We start from the raw sequence: 24144 nt of genomic DNA on the forward strand, positions 1-24144 counted from the left end.
GATGAGTGAAACCCTGACCGTAGAACGCAGCGGCCTTGTGCAGCGCGCGGATAACGCCTCGCGACTGCGCAGCGCCATGCTGCCCTCGCCCTGCCCGCAAAATCACGCGGCTAATCTGCTGCCTTTGCCGGATGGCGATCTGCTTTGCGTCTGGTTTGGCGGCACTCAGGAAGGCATTGCCGATATCTCCATCTGGTGCTCGCGGCTGGCGAAAAACAGCGAGCGCTGGAGCGAACCGCAGAAACTTTCCGACGACAGCAGCCGTTCCGAGCAAAATCCGGTGCTGTTTTTAGCGCCCGACAACGTGCTGTGGCTGCTGTGGACGGCGCAGAAATCCGGCAATCAGGACACCGCCATCGTGCGTTTTCGTCAGTCGCAGGATTTCGGCAAAAGCTGGGGGCCGATCGCCACGCTGCTGGACAAGCCCGGCACCTTTATTCGTCAGCCGATTGTGGTGTTAGCCAACGGCAACTGGCTGCTGCCGGTGTTCTACTGCACCACGCGGCCCGGCGAAAAATGGGTCGGCAACGAGGATACCAGCGCGGTGAAAATCTCCGCTGACTGCGGTAAAACCTGGCGCGACGTGGCCGTCCCGGAAAGCACCGGCTGCGTGCATATGAATATTACCCTGCTGAAAGATGGCTCGCTGCTGGCGCTGTTTCGCAGCCGCTGGGCGGATAATATTTACGCCAGCCGTTCCGTTGATAACGGCGAAAGCTGGTCGGCGCCGCAACCGACGGAACTGCCGAATAATAACTCGTCAATCCAGGTCACGACGCTGACCAACGGCGATCTGGCGCTGGTATTTAACGCCATGAGCGCCGAGGGCGCCAGCGAGCGGCGTCTTTCCCTCTACGATGAAATTGAGGATGAGGAAGGCGATACTGCCGTTACGCCCGCGACGCACGCCGGAAAAACGGCGTTCTGGGGGGCGCCGCGCGCGCCGATGACGCTGGCGATTTCAGCCGACGGCGGCCGCAGCTGGCCGTGGCAACGCAACCTGGATGAAGGCGACGGTTACTGCATGACCAATAACTCGCAGCAGAAGCTGAACCGCGAGTTCTCCTATCCCAGCATCAAACAGGGCATCAATGGCGAACTGCATATTGCCTACACCTATTTCCGCCAGGCGATTAAATACGTCTGCGTGGACGAGGCCTGGGCTAAGGAGGCCCCATGATTACCGGTAATCTGTCGACGCTGAAAATGGCAACGCTGCCGCCCGTGCTTACCGCGCTGCTTGCCAGGCCGGAACATCATCTGGCGGCGCTACAGGCGCGGGATGACGGCCGCATCCAGCCGGAAGGGGAAAGCTGGTTCTGCACGCTGAGTCCGACGCGCACCGCACCGGCGGCAACGCGGCATACCGAATTTCACCGGCAGTATCTGGATATTCAGATCCTGCTGGCGGGCGAAGAGATCGTCCATTTTTCCTGTGCCGATGCCCGTCACCAGCAGGCGGAAGAGCGCAAGCCAGATCTGTTTATCGTTGATCGCCCCTGGCTGCCGCATTCGGTGCGTTTGCAGCCCGGCGATTTCGTGATTTTCTATCCTGGCGAAGCGCATCAGGCGCTTTGCGCGGTCGGCGAACCGGCAGCGGTACGCAAGGCGGTATTTAAGATCCCGCTGGCGATGCTGGAGGCGCGCGCATGAGCCGTCACGCGTTGATCACGGGCGTCAGCTCCGGCATTGGCGCCGCCACCGCCGATAAGCTGTTGGAACAAGGCTGGCGCGTAACCGGGCTGAGCCGCACGCTGGTTAAGCGCGACAGCGACGCTTTCGTCTCGCTTTCGGTGGATCTGTTTGACACCGCCGCGCTGAAGCGGGCGCTGGTTAGCTTGCCGCCGGTCGATGCGGTTATTCACGCCGCTGGCATGATGAAGGCCGCGCCGCTGGGCGATCTGGATGAGGAGACAAGCAAAAAGCTCTGGCAACTGCATATTCGGGTAGCAGAGGTGTTGGCGAATCAGCTGGCGCCGCAGCTACCCACGGGCGGGCGCATTGTACTGATCGGCAGCCGCACCTCAACCGGCGCGGCGGGACGCAGCCAGTATGTCAGTACCAAATCGGCGATGAAAGGCATGGTAAGAAGCTGGGCGGCGGAGCTGGCATCGCGCGGCATTACCGCCAATATTGTCGCGCCGGGCGCAACGGCGACGCCGATGTTAAGCCAGCCCGGACGGGAAAGTTCGCCGCCGAAAATGCCGCCGATCGGGCGTTATATCCAGCCGGAAGAGGTCGCCGCGCTGGTCGGCTATCTGCTCTCCCCCGCCGCCGATGCTATCACCGGCCAGGAGCTGGTGATCTGCGGCGGCGGATCGCTGTAGCCGAGGTTTTAAGGGCAAGCAGCTGCCGCCAACGGCAGCTCCTTTGATCTCAGGAAATATGGCAACGGTCAGAAATGCTATAGTGCCTGCCTGTTTTTTATTCAGCATGGAAAGGAAAAAACATGGCGATCCTGAATATTCTGGATTTCGGTGCGGTACCTGATGGAACAACCTTATCAACCGGCGCGATACAAAGCGCCATCAACCAGGCGGCGGCGGGCGACCGCGTCCTTATCCCTGCCGGACGCTATCTTACCGGCTCGCTGTTTTTAAAAAGCGAGATGACGCTGGAACTGGCCGAAGGCGCGGTTTTGCTCGGCAGCCAGCGCCTGGAGGATTACCCTAAAATCGCCACCCGCGTTGCCGGTATTGATATGCTCTGGCCGGCGGGGATCGTTAATATCAACCGGTGTCAGGCGGTGAAAATCACGGGCGCGGGCACGATTGACGGCCAGGGCGCGGTCTGGTGGCATAAATTCTGGGGCGGGGATGAAAACGGCGGCATGCTGGCAGAATACAGTCGGCAGGGCTTGCGCTGGGTAGTGGATTACGAATGCGAGCGCCCGCGCAACGTGGTGGTTTACCAGAGCGAAGCGGTAGAGCTGAACGGTTTTCATTCACGCGAATCCGGCTTCTGGAATATTCATCTTTGCTATTCGCATCGGGTCTTTTTACAGGATCTGCGGGTGAGTAACGCGACCGGTCCCAGTACCGACGGCATTGATATCGATTCGTGCGAGCATGTTCGCGTGGAACGATGCGTGGTTTCCTGCAATGACGATAATATCTGCGTCAAATCGGGACGCGGCGCGGAAGCGCAGCGACTGGCAAAAACGACGAGCGATATTGTTATTCGCGACTGTGAACTGCATAAAGGCTCCGGCATTACGCTGGGCAGCGAAACGTCCGGCGGGATCGAAAATGTGCTGATTGAACATAACCGCTTTTTTGGCACCGGCGTCGGTTTTCGCATCAAATCTGCGCGTAATCGCGGCGGCTGGATCAGGAATATTACCGTGCGCCATCTGCTGCTGGAAGACGTCAGCTATCCCTTTATGATGCAGCTTAACTGGTTTCCGCAGTACAGCTACGGCCAGCAAGTGGGTGAGGATAGCCCTCCGCACTGGCGCAAACTCAGCGAAGGCGTGGAAGGGACAGACGGCCTGACGCGGGTTGAAAATATCACTATTTCTCACGTTACCGGCCGCTTAACCGCGCCGCACCATTTCTCTCGCGCATTTTTTATCGAAGGCGCAGAGGAACGTCCGATCGAACGGCTGCACTTCAGCCATATTACCTTGCAGGCGCAGGAGTTCGGCAAAATCGCTGGCGTGAATAAGCTGAGCTTTGAACAGGTTAGCGTGGATGCCCCCGCCGTCACGCTGGAAAAAAACGACGCTTACGAACGGTAAACCTAATGGGGATGCACATCATCCCCGTATCTTATCCGGCCTGCTGCAATAATTCTCGGGCGCACCGGATTTGCGTTGCTGCCGCAAAAACTTAACGGCAAAACGTGCGCCTGCCCTGCATCCCTCAGCCTGTCTATTGCTCGACCTTTTGGGCGGCAACGCTTTGCCGGACGTTGCGCCTGGCTATCCATGAGGTAAATAACGGGGTAAGGATGGCCGTGGTGATCACAGAAGCGGCAATTAACGGCGTAGCGGCGGAAGCCACGTGCAGAAGAGAAGGATCGGCTTGCGCAATCGCCAGCGGCGTGGCGACCGCGTTCCCCGCCGTACTGGAGGCCGCGGCGCCTGCTATTCCCGTTCCGCCAACGAGGCGATCGATACGAACGTTAAAAAAGCCGCCGAAAAAAGTAGTCAACAGGCCCAACGCGACGCCAGCCAGGCCGCCTTCAATCAGAATCGCCAGATCGATCCCCGTGCCCAGCGCAAAAGCGAAGAAGGGGATCAGCAGCGGCCCGCCAGCGGTAAGAAACTGCCGCATATCGGCATCAAGATTCCCCAGCATCATGCCGACCAGTAGCGGCACGATCACGGCAACCAGCGCCATCAGCGGGACGGAAGCCATACCGGCCGCGCCCAACGCAATCAGCGTGAAAAAGGGACCATCGCTCAACGTCATCAGCGGGATCGCGCCGATATCGCTTTCGCTGCCGAATTCCCCGACCAGCGCCGCATAGAGACCGCCGTTGGCATTGCTCATCGCGGCAATAATCGCTACGCTGCTCAGCCCCCAAACGCCTTCCGCCCCCATGAACTTATCGACAGCAAACCCAAGCGCCACCGCGACGAGCAGCTTAACCAACGTAATGCTGCCGCCCTGAAGAATGGCGCGAGGTGCCGCGCCGAAACCGATGCCGGCCCCCATGCAGATTAAAAAAGCGCCAATAAGCGGCGCGGCGCCCTGTTTAAACAAGGCCGTGGTGAAGCCGCCGATTTCCAGCAGCTGTGGCGCGAAGGTATTGAGGGTGGTTCCGGCAACCAGCGGCACGACCATCATGCCGCCGGGAATTTTCTCAATCATCCTTTTCAGTTTCATCAGCATCCTGCCTCGTTTTAAGGTTATCCCCCCGTTTGATTCTAATGAATCAAAAGTGAATAAAAACGATCACGATCGCAGATAAAAGCATCCAGATTGATTAAAAAATGTCAAAGAAGGCGGATCAACGCCCCTGAAGAAAACCGCGATAGGCGGCAATCACCGCCAGAAAATCCTCGACGCCGCAGAAGCACAGGCTCTCTTCATCGTAGTAGCTCATGCCCTCTTCCATCTCGTCGCCTTCAATACTGAGCAGATTGGCGCGCACGATCACCTCTTCTTCATCCAGCCAGATCGTATATTCGCGGCCCACGCGCTGCCACTGGCGCTCGCTGCCTTTCACTTCGGCGACGGCGGCCTCTACCTCATCCAGCAGCGCTAAATTGTCCGCTGCCTCTTCATTAAACCAGTGGCCGATAGCTTCATGCCCCATCGACATGCGTACTTTTACCGTGCCGGTAACGTCGCGTAAAAATTCATATTCCATACTGCTTTCCTCTGACCTTACCGGGCTGCGGCCTCAATCTGCCGCCTGCGCCGGCCCGCTCCTGTGAACGGGTTAACCTTTCTATTATCGCAGCATAAGGGCCAAAGAAAAGGAAAGAGAGAAGAAATGAAACAACGATCTCGCAAAAACGGCAGACGTATGATCAACCGCTCGGGCGGCTCTGTCCGGGAACGTAAGATAAACTCGCTATAATGCATATACACTAAACTTCGGGCCGTTCGGCATACAGAAAAGGGCTAAAAACATTGGATTAATTAGCTTCAGTAAAGTAGATCGAGCTGCGAAGGTGGAGAAAGCACCACCAGCTTGCCTGAATTTTCTTTTCGGAAAACGATTTCATATCTGGCATGGCCTATTCCCATAACGTCATTATCCAGATCGGTATAGGCCACTCTGACGGCTTTGTTTTTAGCCCATGCGGGTAAAGCGGTTATCTGGTAGGTAAAATCAACGGTCACCGTGCCATCGTTATGATGATTGAGATCGGTTATCTTACTAACCTTAAAATTACCGTAGCAAAAGTCACCGGACTGGTTGAAAGCTTTTTGGCCGTATGTGGTCAGCCGCCAGTCTATTTTTCCGCCTGTAGTTTTTTTAGTAATCAGACCGGCCTCTTTTAACGCCTCCATTTTTGCATTTATCCAGCTATAGCCCTGCGTATTTGTAACGGCTGGCCAGGTTTTCTCGCCAAGACAAAGTGGCGGCTGGTTATCTAATGCCTGCTGTATCGCCGCTTTATAGTTATTATCATTCACGCCAGCGTTACTGGCATGACAAGATACAGTAAATAACGCTGCCGCCAGCATGATAATTGCTTTCATTTAAACTCATCCATATTAATATTTTTAAGCGCTTCGTCCACGTCGTTGAATTTTTCTTTGGTGATGTAGCTTCCCGCCAGGCTCCATTGAAACGCAGGGACGCCCGGATCGTTTTCCCCTTCCGTTATAACATAGCGATTTATCCTGACCAGGCCTGAGTTCAATACGTCGCTGCCATCATTATCAGTAGCGAATTTTTCAGCGCTAACTACAGAATATCCGTTGTGGTAAACGAGCAATCTGTAATCATATATTTTAACGCCAGAGGCGGAAAGCCTGATATCGGCCCATGTAAAACCGCTGGCCTGCGGGCAGGGAACGCTGTTGTAACCACCCTGCTTATTTTTTATAAAAACATTCATCGTCTGGCTGGGATGAGACGTGTTATTGTCATAATCCGCGATAAACAAAATATCTTTCAGACCATCGGCATTAATATCAATAACGTTCTGCCCGCTGTGTAAAGAAACGTATTCAGCCTGAGCGCTGGCGAATCCTGAAAAAAGCAGACCCATCAGTAAAAATTTATTTTTCACTGACGGCATTCCTGACCAGGCGAAAACCGATATCAGACATGACGAATTTTGCACTATGCGAGTCACAGCTTGCCAGGGAAGCAGAATGGGCAATATAGCTTCCTCCGCAAAAATAGTGCATGGCAACGCCTGCCGTCTCACTTTTGTCGTTTATCCATTCATAGACGTTACCGCTCATATCATAAATATCCGCATCATTTGGTTTTAACGAACTTACTTTGGCCGTGCCAAATTGCTGACTGTTAAACGGTGGATACCAGGCAACGCTGTCGGCTCTGTCACTGCCAGAAAAACGATTGCCATAGCGACCTTTGGCTACTGCTTTTTCTCCGCCTCGCGCGGCTACCTGCCATTCATTAATATCAGGTAAGCGATAACCGTCTGCGTGGCTGTCCTCATGCAGGTTGTCAGTCTCTTCAACATTATAGACAATAGCTCCTTTGTTCGTCAGATAGACGGGCTGCAAATGCTGTAACACGCTTAACGCATTGGCAAAGACAACGGCATCGCCCCATTCGATATTAGTTACCGGATGCTTTCCCTGTTCGTAATCAGGCTCGCGACAATCTTCATAAATAGCGCCATTGCAGCCGGGGTTAAACAAATAGTTATTATTCTGCCCCCACGCATAGATCTGTTGATAAAGCGCGTAGCTAACCTCGGTTTGCATGATGTAAAAGCTTTTTATTTTTGCATTGGCATGCTGTGCATAGTCGTGTTTGCCAAAAACGTCGCCTACGTAATAATCACCGCCCTTTATTAAAACTTCAGAGATATCGGGTTGAGCAAAAACCTTATAAGAAAAGAAGCATAGAAAGATGATGAGATTTCTTGCCAGGATGTTCATTGAGCCTCGACATATCAGAAGATAGTTACAGGATGTTTTTAAAATCAGTATAGGGACATTCCCACAATAACCGAACTGGTCTTTAAAAGGAAGGTTATGCGCTTACCTGCCCTTCCTGAAAAATAATGAGACGCTGTATCATTTTTTTTGCGTAGTGATTTATCATGCGCTAATTTATAAACAGGCAATGCGTGGTTTGTCGGCATAAGTCAGCTTTAGTTTTCAGCCCACATCTATATTATCTTTTCTTGTTGGACTGCGCTTTTATCCGACGTTATTTTTCCTGAGCGTTTGCCGCTACACTATTTTCCTTTTTAAATGGACGGCAAGGTAGCGGCTTATCTGAAGGGGCACAGAAATGTCTCCTGGCGTTCACTTTTGCCATAGGAGGGTAAGAGTGGTGCTTAGGGATAAAAATGGCGGATGCGTATCATTCCCTGATTTTAAACTGCCTGTACGGCAGTGAACACTGAGCGCTTTAAAAGCTGCGTAACCGAAATTTTCTAAGCTGCCTGTGCGGCAGTGAACTGCGGCATCGCGCTGCACGACTGGCGCTACGTTTTCTAAGCTGCCTGTGCGGCAGTGAACTATGAGCCGTCTGGCTCCCGGAAAACCTCAAATTTCTAAGCTGCCTGTGCGGCAGTGAACTGAGATGTGGACTGATGATGGGGCGCAGTTCTTTTCTAAGCTGCCTGTGCGGCAGTGAACAGTAACGCTTTCAGTTTAACATCATGTATTGCAGAGAAAATTGACCCATCTCGGGTAAAAACCCTTTTTTTTAACCCCTCATTAAAACCACTTAAAATCAATAGATTAAATAACCACCCTAAAAAGGGTTTCAAAGAACCTGCCTGATTCCTTCATACGATCCTCTGATTTGCGCCCATAAAAAATCCGGGACTGAAAACAGCCCCGGACTTTTATTTACCGCGAAAGCGCTATTCGGCTCTGAATAACGCTTATTGAGGATTTAAACCGCAGTCTGGAAAATCACGCCGTCGGCTTTCTCCGTATACTGGCTCAGCTGATCGAAGTTCAGATAGCGATAGGTATCCACCGCCGTCTTATCAACCTGCGCCATAAACTGCTGATATTCGTCCGGCGTTGGCAGTTTGCCCAACAGCGAAGCGACCGCAGCCAGCTCTGCTGAAGCCAGATAAACGTTCGCGCCGGTGCCCAAGCGGTTCGGGAAGTTACGGGTTGAGGTGGAAACCACCGTCGCACCGTCCGCCACGCGTGCCTGGTTACCCATGCACAGTGAACAGCCAGGGATTTCGATACGCGCGCCGCTCTTGCCAAAGACGCTGTAGTAACCCTCTTCCGTCAGCTGTGCCGCATCCATCTTGGTTGGCGGAGCCACCCACAGGCGCGTCGGCAGCTGGCCTTTATGACTGTCCAGCAGCTTACCGGCGGCACGGAAGTGACCGATGTTGGTCATACAGGAACCGATAAAGACCTCGTCAATCTTCTCGCCCTGCACGTCCGACAGCAGACGAGCATCATCCGGATCGTTTGGCGCGCACAGGATTGGCTCTTTGATTTCAGCCAGATCGATTTCGATAACCGCCGCGTATTCCGCATCCGCATCGCCTTCCAGCAGCTGCGGATCCGCCAGCCATTTTTCCATTCCCTGAATACGACGTTCCAGCGTGCGGCGATCGCCGTAGCCTTCCGCAATCATCCACTTCAGCAGCACGATATTGGAGTTGAGGTATTCAATAATAGGATCTTTGCCCAGCTTGATCGTACAGCCAGCCGCAGAACGCTCGGCGGACGCATCGGACAGCTCAAACGCCTGTTCGACTTTCAGATCCGGCAGGCCTTCGATTTCCAGGATGCGGCCGGAGAAGATGTTTTTCTTGCCCTTCTTCTCAACGGTCAGCAGGCCCTGCTTGATGGCATACAGCGGAATGGCGTGAACCAAATCGCGCAGCGTAATGCCCGGCTCCATTTTGCCCTTGAAGCGCACCAGCACGGACTCTGGCATATCCAGAGGCATCACGCCGGTTGCCGCCGCAAACGCCACCAGCCCGGAACCGGCCGGGAAAGAGATGCCGATTGGGAAACGGGTGTGCGAATCGCCGCCTGTTCCTACGGTATCCGGCAGCAGCATACGGTTCAGCCAGCTGTGGATAATGCCGTCGCCCGGACGCAGCGATACGCCGCCACGGTTCATAATAAAGTCCGGCAGCGTGTGGTGCGTAGAGACGTCAACCGGCTTAGGATAGGCTGCCGTGTGGCAGAAAGACTGCATCACCAGATCGGCAGAGAAGCCCAGGCAGGCCAGGTCTTTCAGCTCGTCACGGGTCATTGGGCCGGTGGTGTCCTGCGAACCCACGGAAGTCATTTTTGGTTCACAGTATGCGCCCGGACGCACGCCTTCCGTACCACAGGCGCGGCCAACCATTTTCTGCGCCAGCGAGTAGCCGCGCGTGCTTGCCGCCACGTCTTTCGCCTGACGGAACACGTCGCTTTGCGGCAGGCCCAGCGCTTCACGAGCTTTAGTCGTCAGACCGCGACCGATGATCAGCGGGATACGACCACCCGCACGAACTTCATCGAGTAGAACGTCAGTTTTCAGCGCAAAGTTAGCTAACACTTCGCCCGTCTCGTGGTTACGGACTTCGCCTTTATAAGGATAGATGTCGATAACATCGCCCATATGCAGGTTTTGCACATCCACTTCAATTGGCAGCGCGCCAGCATCTTCCATCGTGTTGAAGAAGATTGGCGCAATGTTGTTACCCAGCACCACGCCGCCGCCTTTTTTGTTCGGCACGTAAGGGATGTCGTCGCCCATAAACCACAGCACCGAGTTGGTGGCGGATTTACGGGAAGAACCGGTGCCGACTACGTCGCCGACATAAGCCAGCGGGAAGCCTTTGGCCTGAAGCGCCTCGATCTGTTTGATCGGGCCAACGGCACCAGGCTGATCCGGCTCGATGCCTTCGCGGGCATTCTTCAACATCGCCAGCGCGTGCAGAGGGATATCCGGGCGTGACCAGGCATCAGGTGCAGGAGAAAGATCGTCGGTATTGGTTTCGCCGGTGACCTTAAACACGGTGACGGTGATTTTTTCCGCCAGCTCCGGACGGGAAAGATACCATTCGGCATCCGCCCATGATTGCAGGATCTGTTTTGCGTGTGGGTTGCCGGCTTTGGCTTTCTCTTCTACATCGTAGAAGCTGTCGAACATCAGCAGCGTGTGGGACAAGGCTTTAGCGGCAATCGGCGCCAGCTTTTCGTCATCCAGCGCGTCAATCAGCGGATGGATGTTGTAGCCGCCCTGCATGGTGCCCAGCAGTTCAATCGCTTTTTCAGGAGTAACCAGAGGAGAGGTCGCTTCGCCTTTGGCGACAGCAGCCAGGAATCCGGCTTTTACATAGGCCGCTTCGTCAACGCCCGGCGGAACTCGATTAATCAACAGATCGGACAGGAATTCTTCTTCACCCGCTGGCGGGTTTTTCAGCAGTTCAACCAGCGCGGCCATTTGGGAAGCATCTAATGGTTTAGGAACGATCCCTTCGGCAGCACGCTCGGCAACGTGCTTACGGTATTCTTCTAGCACGACGTTCTCCTCGCTCACAGTGTAATGACCGGGCGCCTTCAGGCTTATCGCAAATGCTTTGCGCTCTTTTCTGTAGGGTAAGGTGCCCGGTTTCGCGAGGGCCAGCATAGCAGGATTTTGATGCGGTGTTAATCTGTTTACAAAAAAGCAACATCATTAACAGAGTGGATCAGGCACGGATTACTCGACCGGAAAGGCCTTTTAAGCGGCTTGCGGGGACGGCAACTGCACCGTGTTGCCTGGTTATCCGCACTTTTTGTATTGCGAGCGTGGCGGTGGATTAACTAGCCATTATAGGGATAGCAGGACGGGATATTAATTGGGACGGCCGAGCTGCCTATACGGCAGTGAATAATAAAGGGAACGCCTGCGGCCCCTTGAGCCTACATTTCTGAGCTGTCTGTGCGGCAGTGAACGATCCAAATCAGCGGCGCGTGGTCGAATGTATTTTCTAAGCTGCCTGTGCGGCAGTGAACGAGATTGAATTGAACATTTTGAAACCCTCGTTTTTCTAAGCTGCCTGTGCGGCAGTGAACCCACTGAGCGGGCCGGTATGGCCTTGTCTTGATTTCTAAGCTGCCTGTGCGGCAGTGAACTTTCGGTAAAGACACATGGCCGCGCCGCTTAATTTTCTAAGCTGCCTGTGCGGCAGTGAACTAGTTTTTCTTCGGTAGCCGCCTCGTTCTCAGTTTCTAAGCTGCCTGTGCGGCAGTGAACCTGTTCGCACTCTCTCCAGATCGAATTCCAGCTTTCTAAGCTGCCTGTGCGGCAGTGAACAGCCTGGTTACTGAAATCCAGGCACTGCTATCTTTCTAAGCTGCCTGTGCGGCAGTGAACTTGGAGCATGCCAGGCTGCGTACAGAACTGTTTTTCTAAGCTGCCTGTGCGGCAGTGAACGGCTCTTTCTATTGCGGTGAAGATGCAATTAATTTCTAAGCTGCCTGTACGGCAGTGAACGTGCTGCTGATGCCGTTAGCGGCGTGGTAGACTTTCTAAGCTGCCTGTACGGCAGTGAACACAGGTTTTTCTCTGCTGCAATAGATCTGTCATTTCTAAGCTGCCTGTACGGCAGTGAACAAGTCCTTTTTCTGGCATAGCCGTCTCCTTGATTTCTAAGCTGCCTGTACGGCAGTGAACAGTTAGCGACACAACATAACGCACTTATGTTAAAAGAATTTTGACCAAAACCCGATAAAAACCCTCTTTTCACCCATTACTTAATCTCCTTATAAAACAGTCCGTTGAAATACCCCTCAAAAAAAGGGTTTCAGCGCCCTGCTTTAAACTCATCCGCGGCCTGCTACCCACTTTCGTGGCAAAAAACGCAGTTATAATCGGATAACCCTGCACACTATAAGTCTTGCATTTTTCATCAAAGGAATGGCGCTGCGCTGTTTTATTGAGTATTTGCAGGCGTTTAATCAGAAAAATGACGCGGAAATGAGATAAAAAAACGGCCCCTTTCGGAGCCGCTTCGAATGCTTTTAGCGCTTACTTCTTCTTCGCTTTCGCATTTGGCAGATCGGTGATGCTGCCTTCGAAGATTTCCGCCGCCAGGCCTACCGACTCGTGCAGCGTCGGGTGAGCATGGATAGTCAGCGCGATATCTTCGGCGTCGCAGCCCATTTCGATAGCCAGACCGATTTCGCCCAGCAGCTCGCCGCCGTTGGTGCCGACAACGGCCCCGCCGATCACGCGATGCGTCTCTTTATCGAAAATCAGCTTGGTCATGCCGTCTGCGCAGTCGGAAGCGATAGCACGGCCTGATGCCGCCCACGGGAAGGTCGCCGTCTCGTAGCTGATGCCCTTCTCTTTTGCTTCTTTCTCGGTCAGGCCAACCCAGGCAACTTCCGGCTCGGTATAGGCGATAGATGGGATCACTTTTGGATCGAAGTAGTGCTTCTTGCCGGAGATCACTTCCGCCGCTACGTGGCCTTCGTGCACGCCTTTATGCGCCAGCATTGGCTGACCAACGATGTCGCCGATAGCGAAAATGTGCGGCACGTTGGTACGCATCTGCTTATCGACGCGGATAAAGCCGCGATCGTCCACTTCCACACCCGCTTTACCGGCATCCAGACCTTTACCGTTCGGCACGCGGCCAATCGCCACCAGCACCGCGTCGTAACGCTGTGGTTCAGCAGGCGCTTTTTTGCCTTCCATCGTGACGTAGATACCATCTTCTTTGGCTTCTACCGCGGTCACTTTGGTTTCCAGCATCAGGTTGAACTGCTTCTCGATGCGCCTGGTGAAGACTTTCACCACGTCTTTATCGGCCGCAGGGATCACCTGATCGAACATCTCAACCACGTCAATCTGAGAACCCAGCGCGTGATAAACGGTACCCATTTCCAGGCCGATGATGCCGCCGCCCATGACCAGCATACGCTCAGGCACTTCTTTCAGCTCCAGCGCGGCAGTGGAATCCCACACGCGTGGATCTTCATGCGGAATAAACGGCAGCTGAATAGGACGAGAACCGGCAGCGATAATCGCGTTATCGAAGTTGATAGTGGTGCCGCCGTTTTCGCCGTCAACGAACATAGTGTTCGCGCCGGTGAACTTAGCTTCGCCGGTGACCACTTTCACTTTACGGCCTTTCGCCATACCGGCCAGACCGCCGGTCAGCTGATTAATGACCTTCTCTTTCCAGGTACGGATTTTGTTGATGTCGGTTTGCGGCTTGCCGAACACCACGCCGTGTTCTTCCAGCGCTTTGGCTTCTTCAATGACTTTCGCCACGTGCAGCAGCGCTTTGGAAGGAATACAGCCCACGTTCAGGCAAACGCCGCCCAGGGTACTGTAACGCTCAACAATCACGGTCTCCAGACCTAAATCAGCAGCGCGAAATGCCGCAGAGTAACCTGCCGGACCTGCCCCAAGTACCACGACCTGAGTTTTAATTTCTGTACTCATCATGACCTCTTAGTTAACTGGCGGATATCCATCCACCGGTTCGTATTCAGGGCAAGAGTTTACAGAATTGTTAACAGAGTGCAAACAACCTGCCCCAAACCATCACAACTTGTCGACTAAAACAGCGAGAGTCGGCTATAAGAAGGCCGGCATAAGCCGGCCAGAGTACTTTTACATCACCAGTCGGCGAATATCGGCTAACAGATTGCCGACGATGGTGATAAAGCGGGCACCGTCAGCCCCGTCGATAACGCGGTGGTCGAAGGAAAGAGAGATTGGCATCATCAGACGCGGCACAAACTCTTTACCGTTCCAGACCGGCTCCATCGCGGATTTAGAGACGCCCAGGATAGCTACTTCCGGCGCGTTGACGATCGGCGCAAAGTGCGTGGTGCCAAGACCGCCAAGGCTGGAGATAGTGAAGCAGCCGCCCTGCATGTCGCTGGCCGTCAGCTTGCCGTCGCGCGCTTTTTTCGAGGTTGCCATCAGCTCGCGGGAAAGCTCGGTGATGCCTTTTTTATTCACGTCCTTAAAGACCGGAACCACCAGGCCGTTAGGCGTATCGACCGCCACGCCGATGTTGATATATTTTTTCAACGTCAGCTTCTGCGCGTCTTCAGAAAGCGAGCTGTTAAAGCGCGGCATCTGCTCCAGCGCGGCGGCAACGGCTTTCATAATGAACACAACCGGCGTGTATTTCACGTCCAGCTTGCGCTTCTCGGCTTCGGCGTTCTGCTGTTTACGGAACGCTTCCAGATCGGTGATATCGGTTTTGTCGAAGTGCGTAACGTGCGGGATCATCACCCAGTTACGGCTCAGGTTCGCGCCAGAGATTTTCTGGATGCGGCCCAGCTCGACTTCTTCGATTTCGCCGAACTTGCTGAAGTCCACTTTCGGCCACGGCAGCATGCCTGGCAGACCACCGCCGCTGGCGGCAGCCGCTGGCGCGGTCTCGGCGCGTTTCACCGCGTCTTTCACGTACGCCTGCACGTCTTCTTTCAGAATACGGCCTTTACGTCCCGTACCTTTTACCTTCGCCAGGTTAACGCCGAACTCGCGCGCCAGACGACGGATAACCGGCGTGGCGTGGACGTAGGCGTCGTTCTCGGAGAAGTCGCCTTTTGCTTCCGCTTTCGCTGGAGCCGGTGCCGCAGCAGGCGCCGCTTTGGCTTCCTGCGGAGCCGGAGCCGCTTCCTGTTTCGCTGCCGGAGCAGGCGCCGCGCCTTCCACTTCAAAGATCATAATCAGCGAGCCGGTGCTGACTTTGTCACCGGTCGCGATTTTGATCTCTTTTACCGTGCCGGCAAACGGCGCAGGCACTTCCATCGAGGCCTTGTCGCCTTCGACGGTGATCAGTGACTGCTCGGCTTCGACTTTGTCGCCAACCTTAACCATCACCTCGGTGACTTCAACTTCGTCGCCGCCGATGTCCGGCACCTGCACTTCTTTCGCGCCGCTGGTCGCCGCAGGCGCCGCTGCCGCTTCTTCTTTCATTGCTGGCTTCGGCGCTTCGGCCGGTGCTGCGCCTTCCGCTTCGAAGATCATAATCAGCGAGCCGGTGCTGACTTTGTCGCCGGTCGCGATTTTGATCTCTTTTACCGTGCCGGCAAACGGCGCAGGCACTTCCATTGAGGCCTTGTCGCCTTCGACGGTAATCAGCGACTGCTCGGCTTCGACTTTATCGCCAACCTTGACCAGGATCTCGGTGACTTCAACTTCATCACCACCGATGTCCGGCACGTTGACCTCTTTGCTTTCCGCTTTGGCAGCCGGCGCCGCTTCTTTCTTCTCTTCTTTTGCTTCCGCTTTGGCTGGCGCTGGCGCAGCCGCGTCGGCAGATTCAAAGATCATAATCAGCGAGCCGGTTTCCACTTTGTCGCCGGTAGAAATTTTAATTTCTTTGACCACGCCCGCTTCTGGCGAAGGCACTTCCATTGAGGCTTTGTCGCCTTCAACGACGATCAACGACTGCTCTGCTTCCACTTTGTCGCCGACCTTGACCAGGATCTCGGTGACTTCCACTTCGTCGGAACCGATGTCCGGTACTTTAATTTCGATAGCCATTACTCTTTACCTCTTATGCCAGACGCGGGTTGACTTTATCGGCATCGATATTGAATTTGGTGATGGCTTCCGCCACCACTTTCTTATCGATCTCGCCGCGTTTAGCCAGTTCGCCCAGCGCTGCAACCACCACGTAAGACGCGTCCACTTCGAAGTGGTGACGCAGATTTTCGCGGCTGTCGGAACGACCGAAACCATCCGTGCCCAGCACGCGATAGTCGCTGGCTGGAATATAGGTACGGATCTGCTCGGCGAACAGTTTCATATAGTCGGTTGAAGCCACGGCCGGTGCGTCGTGCATGATCTGCGCAACGTAAGGCACGCGAGGCGCTTCAGTTGGGTGCAGCATGTTCCAGCGCTCGCAGTCCTGACCGTCACGAGCCAGTTCGGTGAAGGAGGTCACGCTGTAAACATCGGAGCCAACGCCGTAGTCTTTCGCCAGGATCTGTGCCGCTTCACGAACGTGACGCAGGATAGAGCCTGAACCCAACAGCTGGACTTTACCTTTGCTGCCTTCTACCGTTTCCAGCTTGTAGATACCTTTACGGATACCTTCTTCTGCGCCCTGCGGCATCGCCGGCATGTGGTAGTTTTCGTTCAGCGTGGTGATGTAGTAGTAGATGTTTTCCTGCGCTTCGCCGTACATACGCACCAGACCGTCATGCATGATAACGGCGACTTCGTAAGCGTAAGCCGGATCGTAAGAGATGCAGTTAGGGATAGTCAGCGACTGAATGTGGCTGTGACCATCTTCATGCTGCAAGCCTTCGCCATTCAGCGTGGTACGACCGGAGGTGCCGCCGACCAGGAAGCCGCGCGCCTGCTGGTCGCCCGCCGCCCAGCACAGATCGCCGATACGCTGGAAGCCAAACATCGAGTAGTAGATGTAGAACGGGATCATCGGCAGGTTGTTGGTGCTGTAGGACGTTGCCGCCGCCAGCCAGGATGCGCCTGCGCCCAGTTCGTTGATGCCTTCCTGCAGGATCTGACCTTTCTCATCTTCTTTGTAGTAGGCAACCTGCTCACGGTCCTGCGGCGTGTACTGCTGGCCGTTCGGGCTGTAGATGCCGATCTGACGGAACAGGCCTTCCATACCAAAGGTACGCGCTTCGTCGGCGATGATCGGCACCAGACGATCTTTGATCGACTTGTTCTTCAGCATCACGTTCAGGGCACGCACAAAGGCAATGGTGGTGGAAATCTCTTTGTTCTGCTCATCCAGCAGCTGACGGAAGTCTTCCAGCGCAGGCATCTCCAGCTTCTCGCTGAAGTTAGGCTGACGCGTCGGCAGATAGCCGCCCAGCTTCTCGCGCTGGCCATGCAGATATTTGTACTCTTCCGACTCTTTGTCGAAGGTGACGTACGGCAGGCTTTCGATTTTGTCATCTTCTACCGGCACGTTGAAACGATCGCGGATGTAGCGTACGCCATCCATGTTCATTTTCTTCACCTGGTGAGCGATGTTCTTGCCTTCTGCCGTGTCGCCCATACCATAGCCTTTAATGGTATGCGCCAGGATCACCACAGGTTTGCCTTTGGTGTCCTGCGCTTTTTTCAGCGCCGCGTAGATTTTCTTCGGATCGTGGCCGCCACGGTTCAGCGCCCAAATCTCGTCATCGGTCATATCTTTGACCAGCTCGGCGGTCTCCGGATATTTACCAAAGAAGTGCTCGCGCACGTAGGCGCCATCGCGGGATTTAAAGGTCTGATAGTCGCCGTCAACGGTTTCGTTCATCAGCTGGATCAGCTTGCCGCTGGTATCTTTGCGCAGCAGCTCGTCCCAGCGTCCGCCCCAGATAACCTTGATCACTTCCCAGCCTGCGCCGCCAAAGATGCCGCTCAGCTCGTTGATGATTTTGCCGTTGCCGGTTACCGGGCCGTCCAGGCGCTGCAGGTTACAGTTGATGATGAACACCAGGTTGTCCAGCTTCTCGCGGGTGGCGATAGTGATCGCGCCTTTGGATTCCGGCTCGTCCATCTCGCCATCGCCCAGGAAGGCGTAAACGGTCTGCTGTGAGGTATCTTTCAGGCCACGGTGCTCAAGATACTTGAGGAATTTCGCCTGGTAGATGGCGCCGATTGGGCCAAGACCCATCGAAACGGTCGGGAACTGCCAGAAATCCGGCATCAGTTTTGGATGCGGATAAGAAGAGAGGCCTTTGCCGTGCACTTCCTGACGGAAGTTGTTCATCTGCTCTTCGGTCAGGCGGCCTTCCAGGAAAGCACGCGCGTAGACGCCCGGCGAAATGTGGCCCTGGAAGTACACCAGGTCGCCACCGTCTTTTTCGCTGCGCGCGCGGAAGAAGTGGTTAAAGCACACTTCATAAATGGTCGCCGAGGACTGGAAGGAAGACATATGGCCGCCCAGCTCCAGATCTTTCTTCGATGCACGCAGAACGGTCATGATGGCGTTCCAGCGGATGGCGGAACGGATACGACGTTCCAGCGAGGTATTACCCGGATAGTCAGGTTCGTCCTCAACGGCGATAGAGTTAATGTAGCTGCCGGCCCCAGTGCCCGCCGCTACCTTTACGCCGCCTTTGCGTGCTTCGCTCAATACCTGATCGATCAGGAACTGCGCGCGCTCCACGCCCTCTTCACGGATGACCGATTCGATCGCCTGTAGCCAGTCGCGAGTTTCAATCGGATCCACGTCATTGTGTAAACGTTCTGACATGGGGGTATTCCTTATCTGTGTCTAATACGTTGAATTGTCTGGAGCCTGTCTCTCTGTCCTCTGGCTCAGTGCAAAACACAGAGAGACAGGCCCTTCGTGGTTGTCGCGTTATGATTACGCGTTAATCCTTACGCTGCTGTAATCGGCGCAGGGAGCGCTCTCTTCGGCTCTGTTCCCGGCTTCTGTCCAGCAATATTTCCTCGATAAACGCCAGATGGCGGTGTGAGGCCTCGCGTGCCTTTTCGGGTTCGCGCGCCACAATCGCCTCGAAAATACTGGCGCGGTGACCGCTCACTTTCGCCAGCATTTCGCGGCGCGAGTAGAGCAATTCAAAATTCTGTCGGACGTTCTGTTGCAGCATCGGCCCCATTGAGCGTAGCAAATGCAGCAGCACCACATTATGCGCCGCCTCTGTGACAGCTATCTGATACTGCATGACCGCGTTGGCTTCGGCATCAAGGTCGCCGCTCTCCTGCGCGGTCTGGATTTGCAGATGGCAATCCCGGATACGTGCCAGATCTTCTTCCGTTCCTCGTAGCGCCGCATAGTAGGCCGCTATCCCTTCCAGCGCGTGGCGCGTTTCCAGCAGATCGAACTGCGATTCAGGGTGATCGGCCAGCAGTTCCACCAGCGGATCGCTCAGGCTTTGCCAGAGGTTAGTCTTTACAAAAGTGCCACCGCCCTGACGGCGCAGCAGCAGGCCTTTTGCTTCCAGACGCTGGATAGCTTCACGCAAAGAGGGACGGGAGACGTCGAACTGTTTAGCCAGCTCGCGTTCAGGGAGGAGCTTTTCACCGGGACGCAGCGTCCCTTCCATAATCAAGGACTCAAGCTGCTGCTCGATAGCATCGGATAGCTTTGGTTGGCGGATTTTGCTGTAGGCCATCATCCCTTCTTCGTGCCGTTTGCCCGAGTAAATTGGTCATACCAATTGCAAAAAGGAGCCCGTAAAGTAACAAAGTATTCACCTGATGTCTATATGGCAACGGCGCAAAACCAGACGCATGTCTCGTTTTACGGGCGCGAATTAATGCCTTATAACAGGTTAAACGCGTCAGAAAGAATGTTAAAAAAATTAACTTTTCTGAAGGAGACCAGGCAGTTAATGGCGCCCGATTAACGGCGTCATAAGTAAAATCGATTCGTCTTCAGGCATCCTTTATGACAAAAACAAACGTTGCCGAAACCTGTTTTTTTTGCAGCCGTCCCGGCTTAAACAGAAAGCGAGTGCATTACCCGGCGCTTATCATTATTCTTATCGCGAAAGTAGAGGCAGCCCCGCTTTTGCGGGGTTTCTTATGTAAACATTTAAGTACACCTATCGTAATAAAATGATGACAAAGGCTCGCCCTTAGTACAATAACGAGACCAAGAGGATCACTATGGAACAACAGCAGGGCGATATGCTGAAGCGCGGCCTGAAAAACCGCCATATTCAGCTAATTGCATTAGGCGGCGCCGTCGGCACCGGCCTTTTTCTGGGGATCGCACAAACCATTAAAATGGCGGGCCCGTCCGTCTTACTGGGCTACGCCATCGGCGGCTTTATCGCCTTTTTAATTATGCGCCAGCTGGGCGAAATGATCGTGGAAGAGCCGGTTGCCGGTTCTTTCAGCCATTTTGCCTATAAATACTGGGGCAACTTTGCCGGTTTCGCTTCCGGCTGGAACTACTGGGTGCTCTATATCCTGGTCGCGATGGCGGAACTGACCGCCGTCGGGCAGTATATTCAGGTCTGGTGGCCCGCGTTTCCTTCCTGGGCCGCCGCCGCCATCTTCTTTGTGCTGATTAACGCTATCAACCTGACCAGCGTAAAAATCTTTGGCGAAATGGAGTTCTGGCTAGCGATTGTGAAAGTGGTCGCCGTGGTGGCGATGATTGTGTTCGGCTGCTGGCTGCTGTTCAGCGGTCATGGCGGCCCGGATGCGAAGATCAGCAATATCTGGGCGATCGGCGGCTTTTTCCCGCACGGCGTGGGCGGACTGGTGATGGCGATGGCGATCATTATGTTCTCTTTCGGCGGCCTGGAGCTGGTAGGCATCACGGCGGCCGAAGCGGATGACCCGCAAAAAAGCATTCCGCAGGCCACCAACCAGGTGATCTGGCGTATCCTGATCTTTTATGTCGGCTCGATTATCGTGCTGCTTTCGCTTTATCCCTGGACAAAAGTTACCGCCAACAGCAGCCCGTTTGTGATGATTTTCCACGACCTGGGCGAAAGCCTGGCGGCGAACGTGCTGAACCTGGTGTTTTTAACGGCGGCGCTCTCCGTTTATAACAGCTGCGTCTATTCCAACAGCCGGATGCTTTACGGCCTGGCCCGTCAGGGCAACGGCCCGAAGGCGCTGCTGAAGGTTGACCGTCGCGGCGTGCCTTACGTGGCGCTGGCGCTCTCAGCCGCTACCACGGCGATTTGCGTGCTGGTGAACTATCTGATGCCGGGCGAGGCGCTGGGCCTGTTTATGGCGCTGGTGGTCTCCGCGCTGGTGATCAACTGGGCGATGATCAGCTACGCCCATCTGAAGTTCCGCCAGGCGAAAGCGCGCGAAGGCGTGCAGACTCGCTTCAAGGCGCTGCTCTATCCCGCCGGCAACTGGATTTGCCTGCTGTTTATGATCGGCATTCTGGTCATTATGGCGATGACGCCGGGCATGGCGATTTCCGTATGGCTTATTCCGCCGTGGATTATCGTGCTGGCCATTGGCTACGCGGTAAAAAACCGGCTGCAAAAAGCCTGATGGCCCGGGGCGCTTCGGCGCCCTTTTTACTGCGCGCTAATCCTCCAGCCTGCCTTACCTTTTATGGCCCTCACCGCGCGAATTGCCAGCTTACTCACACTTTTCCGGTTACAGCCGTTTTGTCCATCTCTGCAACCTTTTGCGCCAGCGCAAGATACTATTAAGCCAGTGATAATCTCTGCTTCATCCTGTGGGAGAGATTATCCATGAAGAGCGCGGCGCTTTCGGTAAAAGAGAAGATTGGCTATGGCATGGGAGACGCGGGCTGCAATATGATCGGCGGCGCGATCATGCTTTTCCTTAACTATTTTTATACGGATGTCTTTGGCCTTGCGCCCGCGCTGGTCGGCGTCCTGCTGCTTTCCGTGCGCGTGCTGGATGCGATTACCGACCCCATTATGGGCGCGCTGGCCGACAGAACGCAGAGCCGCTGGGGACGTTTTCGCCCCTGGCTGCTATGGATTTCCCTGCCCTATGTGCTGTTCAGCGTGCTGATGTTTACCACGCCGGACTGGAGCTATGACAATAAGGTTATCTATGCGTTTGCCACCTACTTTCTGATGTCGTTAACCTATACCGCTATCAATATTCCTTACTGCTCGCTTGGCGGCGTGATTACCAACGATCCCGGCGAACGCGTCTCCTGCCAGTCTTACCGCTTTGTGATGGTCGGCATCGCCACGCTGATCCTGTCGCTCTCCCTGCTGCCGATGGCGGAATGGTTCGGCGGCGACGACAAAGCGCGCGGCTACCAGATGGCGATGAGCGTGCTGGCCTTTATCGGCCTCTGCATGTTCCTTTTTTGCTTCGCCACGGTGCGTGAACGCATTCATCCTGCCGTACCGAGCAACAGCGATCTGAAATCCGATTTACGGGACGTGTGGAAAAACGACCAGTGGGTGCGCATCCTGCTGCTGACCTTTTGTAACGTCTGTCCCGGCTTTATCCGCATGGCGGCCACCATGTACTACGTCACCTGGGTCATGGGGCAAACGACCCATTTCGCCACGCTGTTTATCAGCCTGGGCGTAATAGGCATGATGCTGGGCAGCACGTTGGCCAAAGTGTTGACCGATCGCTGGTGCAAACTGAAAGTCTTCTTCTGGACCAATATCGTGCTGGCGCTGTTCTCCTGCGGCTTCTATTTCCTGGATCCGCACGCTACGGTACTGATTGTGGTGATGTACTTCCTGCTGAATATTCTGCATCAGATCCCTTCGCCGCTGCACTGGTCGCTGATGGCGGACGTGGACGATTACGGCGAGTGGAAAACCGGCAAGCGCATTACCGGCATCAGCTTTTCAGGCAATCTGTTTTTCCTCAAGGTTGGCCTGGCCGTAGCGGGCGCGATGGTTGGCTTCCTGCTCTCTTTTTACGGCTACGACGCGGGCGCGAAAGCCCAGTCGCCGCTGGCCGTCAACGGCATCACGCTGCTGTTTACCATTATTCCGGGCGTCGGTTATCTGATTACCGCTGGCGTGGTCAGGCTGCTGAAGGTTGACCGACCAACGATGCAAAAAATCCAGCTGGATTTGGAACAGCGTCGCCATAATTTCCGCGAACTTAACGATTATCATCACGGCAAAGCGCCGGTTAAACCAGAAGGAACAGGAGCATGAGCAGTCACTGGCCCGTCCCCCTTATTGCACAGCGCGCCGATCCCTTTATTCTGCGCCATCGGCAGCATTACTATTTTATCGCCTCCGTACCTGAATACGATCGGCTTGAGCTGCGCCGCGCCGCGACCTTAGCCGATCTGGCGGCAGCCGAAGCCGTCGTGGTCTGGAAAAAACACGCCAGCGGCGAAATGAGCGAGCTGATTTGGGCGCCTGAACTGCATCTTATTGATAACGTCTGGGTCATCTATTTTGCCGCCGCGCCGTCCAGAGAAATCAAAGATGGGCTGTTCCAGCACCGCATGTTCGCTATCGCCTGTCATGACGACGATCCGCTTACCGGCGCCTGGCATGAATGCGGTCAGGTCATGACGCCCATCGACAGTTTTGCGCTGGACGCGACCCACTTCGTGCATCAGGACAGAAACTGGTATCTGTGGGCGCAAAAAGATCCGGCGATCCCCGGCAACTCCAATCTCTATCTGGCCGAACTGGAAACGCCGTGGTCGCTGAAAAGCGCGCCGGTGATGCTGAGTCGGCCTGAGTTCGACTGGGAATGCGTGGGCTTCAGCGTCAACGAAGGGCCTGCGGTTATTCGTCACGGCAACCGCCTGTTCGTCAGCTATTCGGCCAGCGCGACGGATGAAAACTACTGTATGGGCCTGCTGTGGATCGACGTTGCTGCCGATCCGATGAAAGCGGAAAACTGGCAAAAATCCCCTCAGCCGGTCTTTAAAACCAGTTGGGAAAACCGTCAGTTCGGGCCGGGGCATAACAGCTTTACGGTAACGGAACAGGGTGAGGACGTACTGGTTTATCATGCGAGAGACTACACGGAAATCGAAGGCGATCCGCTTTACGATCCCAACCGGCACACCTGCATTAAAACCTTTACCTGGGATAGCGACGGCATGCCGGTCTTTGGCGAACCGCCGGCGGCCGTGGATTAACAAAGCCGTTAATTTGATGCCGGGCAGGCGAGTTTATTGGCGCTGCGATCGGCAACCTGACGACTATCCCG

The 24144-nt window shown here is 54.8% G+C and carries 17 protein-coding genes and 2 CRISPR repeat arrays; of the genes, 7 read left to right on the top strand and 10 right to left on the bottom strand.

All coding sequences use genetic code 11. The annotated features are described in order from the left end of the window. The first annotated feature begins 1 nt into the window (after position 1). From ACA373_RS12490 to ACA373_RS12505, 4 genes are all read left to right on the top strand, one after another. Entirely contained in the window at positions 2-1180 is a 1179-nt protein-coding gene (locus ACA373_RS12490; RefSeq protein WP_370734572.1) for an exo-alpha-sialidase, read from the top strand. Beyond that, the gene (locus ACA373_RS12495; RefSeq protein ID WP_370734573.1) at positions 1177-1653 is read left to right on the top strand and encodes a YhcH/YjgK/YiaL family protein; all 477 of its coding nucleotides are present in this window, start codon (positions 1177-1179) and stop codon (positions 1651-1653) included. The genes ACA373_RS12490 and ACA373_RS12495 overlap by 4 nt, the downstream gene beginning before the upstream one ends. Further along, positions 1650-2327: an SDR family NAD(P)-dependent oxidoreductase gene (locus ACA373_RS12500; protein WP_370734574.1), complete on the top strand. Its 678-nt coding sequence runs from the start codon at positions 1650-1652 to the stop codon at positions 2325-2327. Before ACA373_RS12495 ends, ACA373_RS12500 begins: the two co-directional genes overlap by 4 nt. 122 nt (positions 2328-2449) lie before the next feature. Then, positions 2450-3739, top strand: a complete 1290-nt coding sequence (locus ACA373_RS12505; protein WP_370734575.1) for a glycoside hydrolase family 28 protein — start codon at positions 2450-2452, stop codon at positions 3737-3739. A 133-nt stretch (positions 3740-3872) separates the two neighbouring features. On the opposite strand, the gene ACA373_RS12510 is transcribed toward ACA373_RS12505, so the two are convergent. The 10 genes from ACA373_RS12510 to pdhR form a co-directional block, all read right to left on the bottom strand. After that, positions 3873-4832 (bottom strand): 2-keto-3-deoxygluconate permease, encoded by a 960-nt coding sequence (locus ACA373_RS12510; protein WP_370734576.1) that lies wholly within the window; start codon positions 4830-4832, stop codon positions 3873-3875. Between the two features lie 124 nt (positions 4833-4956). Beyond that, positions 4957-5319, bottom strand: a complete 363-nt coding sequence (gene yacL / locus ACA373_RS12515) for a protein YacL (protein WP_369895511.1) — start codon at positions 5317-5319, stop codon at positions 4957-4959. Positions 5320-5600: 281 nt separating this feature from the next. Beyond that, positions 5601-6161 (bottom strand): CpmK protein, encoded by a 561-nt coding sequence (locus ACA373_RS12520; RefSeq protein WP_253455253.1) that lies wholly within the window; start codon positions 6159-6161, stop codon positions 5601-5603. Continuing rightward, positions 6158-6697, bottom strand: coding sequence for a spore coat protein CotH (locus ACA373_RS12525; protein WP_253455254.1), 540 nt, complete (start codon positions 6695-6697; stop codon positions 6158-6160). The genes ACA373_RS12520 and ACA373_RS12525 overlap by 4 nt, the downstream gene beginning before the upstream one ends. Further along, a complete protein-coding gene (locus tag ACA373_RS12530) occupies positions 6687-7544 on the bottom strand; it encodes an SUMF1/EgtB/PvdO family nonheme iron enzyme (RefSeq protein WP_301251425.1) in 858 nt (285 codons plus the stop codon). The genes ACA373_RS12525 and ACA373_RS12530 overlap by 11 nt, the downstream gene beginning before the upstream one ends. Before the next feature lie 440 nt (positions 7545-7984). Beyond that, positions 7985-8253: direct repeats of the CRISPR family, unit length 28 nt; unit sequence TTTCTAAGCTGCCTGTGCGGCAGTGAAC. A 261-nt stretch (positions 8254-8514) separates the two neighbouring features. Then, entirely contained in the window at positions 8515-11112 is a 2598-nt protein-coding gene (gene acnB, locus ACA373_RS12535; protein ID WP_253455256.1) for a bifunctional aconitate hydratase 2/2-methylisocitrate dehydratase, read from the bottom strand. Positions 11113-11437: 325 nt separating this feature from the next. Continuing rightward, positions 11438-12249: direct repeats of the CRISPR family, unit length 28 nt; unit sequence TTTCTAAGCTGCCTGTGCGGCAGTGAAC. Positions 12250-12603: 354 nt separating this feature from the next. Further along, a complete protein-coding gene (gene lpdA / locus ACA373_RS12540; RefSeq protein WP_125289022.1) occupies positions 12604-14028 on the bottom strand; it encodes a dihydrolipoyl dehydrogenase in 1425 nt (474 codons plus the stop codon). A gap of 171 nt (positions 14029-14199) precedes the next feature. Then, entirely contained in the window at positions 14200-16092 is a 1893-nt protein-coding gene (gene aceF / locus ACA373_RS12545) for a pyruvate dehydrogenase complex dihydrolipoyllysine-residue acetyltransferase (protein WP_253455257.1), read from the bottom strand. A 13-nt stretch (positions 16093-16105) separates the two neighbouring features. Then, on the bottom strand, positions 16106-18769 hold the full coding sequence (gene aceE / locus ACA373_RS12550; protein ID WP_253455258.1) for a pyruvate dehydrogenase (acetyl-transferring), homodimeric type: 2664 nt from the start codon (positions 18767-18769) through the stop codon (positions 16106-16108). 121 nt (positions 18770-18890) lie between these two features. Further along, complete coding sequence (gene pdhR / locus ACA373_RS12555; protein WP_253455259.1) at positions 18891-19655, bottom strand: pyruvate dehydrogenase complex transcriptional repressor PdhR; 765 nt, start codon at positions 19653-19655, stop codon at positions 18891-18893. A 496-nt stretch (positions 19656-20151) separates the two neighbouring features. Between pdhR and ACA373_RS12560 the strand changes: the two genes are divergently transcribed. The 3 genes from ACA373_RS12560 (at position 20152) to ACA373_RS12570 (ending at position 24073) form a co-directional block, all read left to right on the top strand. Further along, a complete protein-coding gene (locus tag ACA373_RS12560; protein ID WP_253455260.1) occupies positions 20152-21507 on the top strand; it encodes an amino acid permease in 1356 nt (451 codons plus the stop codon). A gap of 206 nt (positions 21508-21713) precedes the next feature. After that, positions 21714-23126: a glycoside-pentoside-hexuronide (GPH):cation symporter gene (locus ACA373_RS12565; protein WP_253455261.1), complete on the top strand. Its 1413-nt coding sequence runs from the start codon at positions 21714-21716 to the stop codon at positions 23124-23126. Continuing rightward, positions 23123-24073 carry a family 43 glycosylhydrolase gene (locus ACA373_RS12570; RefSeq protein ID WP_301251441.1) on the top strand — a complete coding sequence of 317 codons (951 nt, stop codon included), beginning with the start codon at positions 23123-23125 and terminating at the stop codon, positions 24071-24073. The genes ACA373_RS12565 and ACA373_RS12570 overlap by 4 nt, the downstream gene beginning before the upstream one ends. Positions 24074-24144 lie beyond the last annotated feature (71 nt).

It is taken from the genome of Erwinia sp. STN24 (genome assembly GCF_041320675.1).
GTDB classification, from domain to species: domain Bacteria; phylum Pseudomonadota; class Gammaproteobacteria; order Enterobacterales; family Enterobacteriaceae; genus Erwinia; species Erwinia aeris.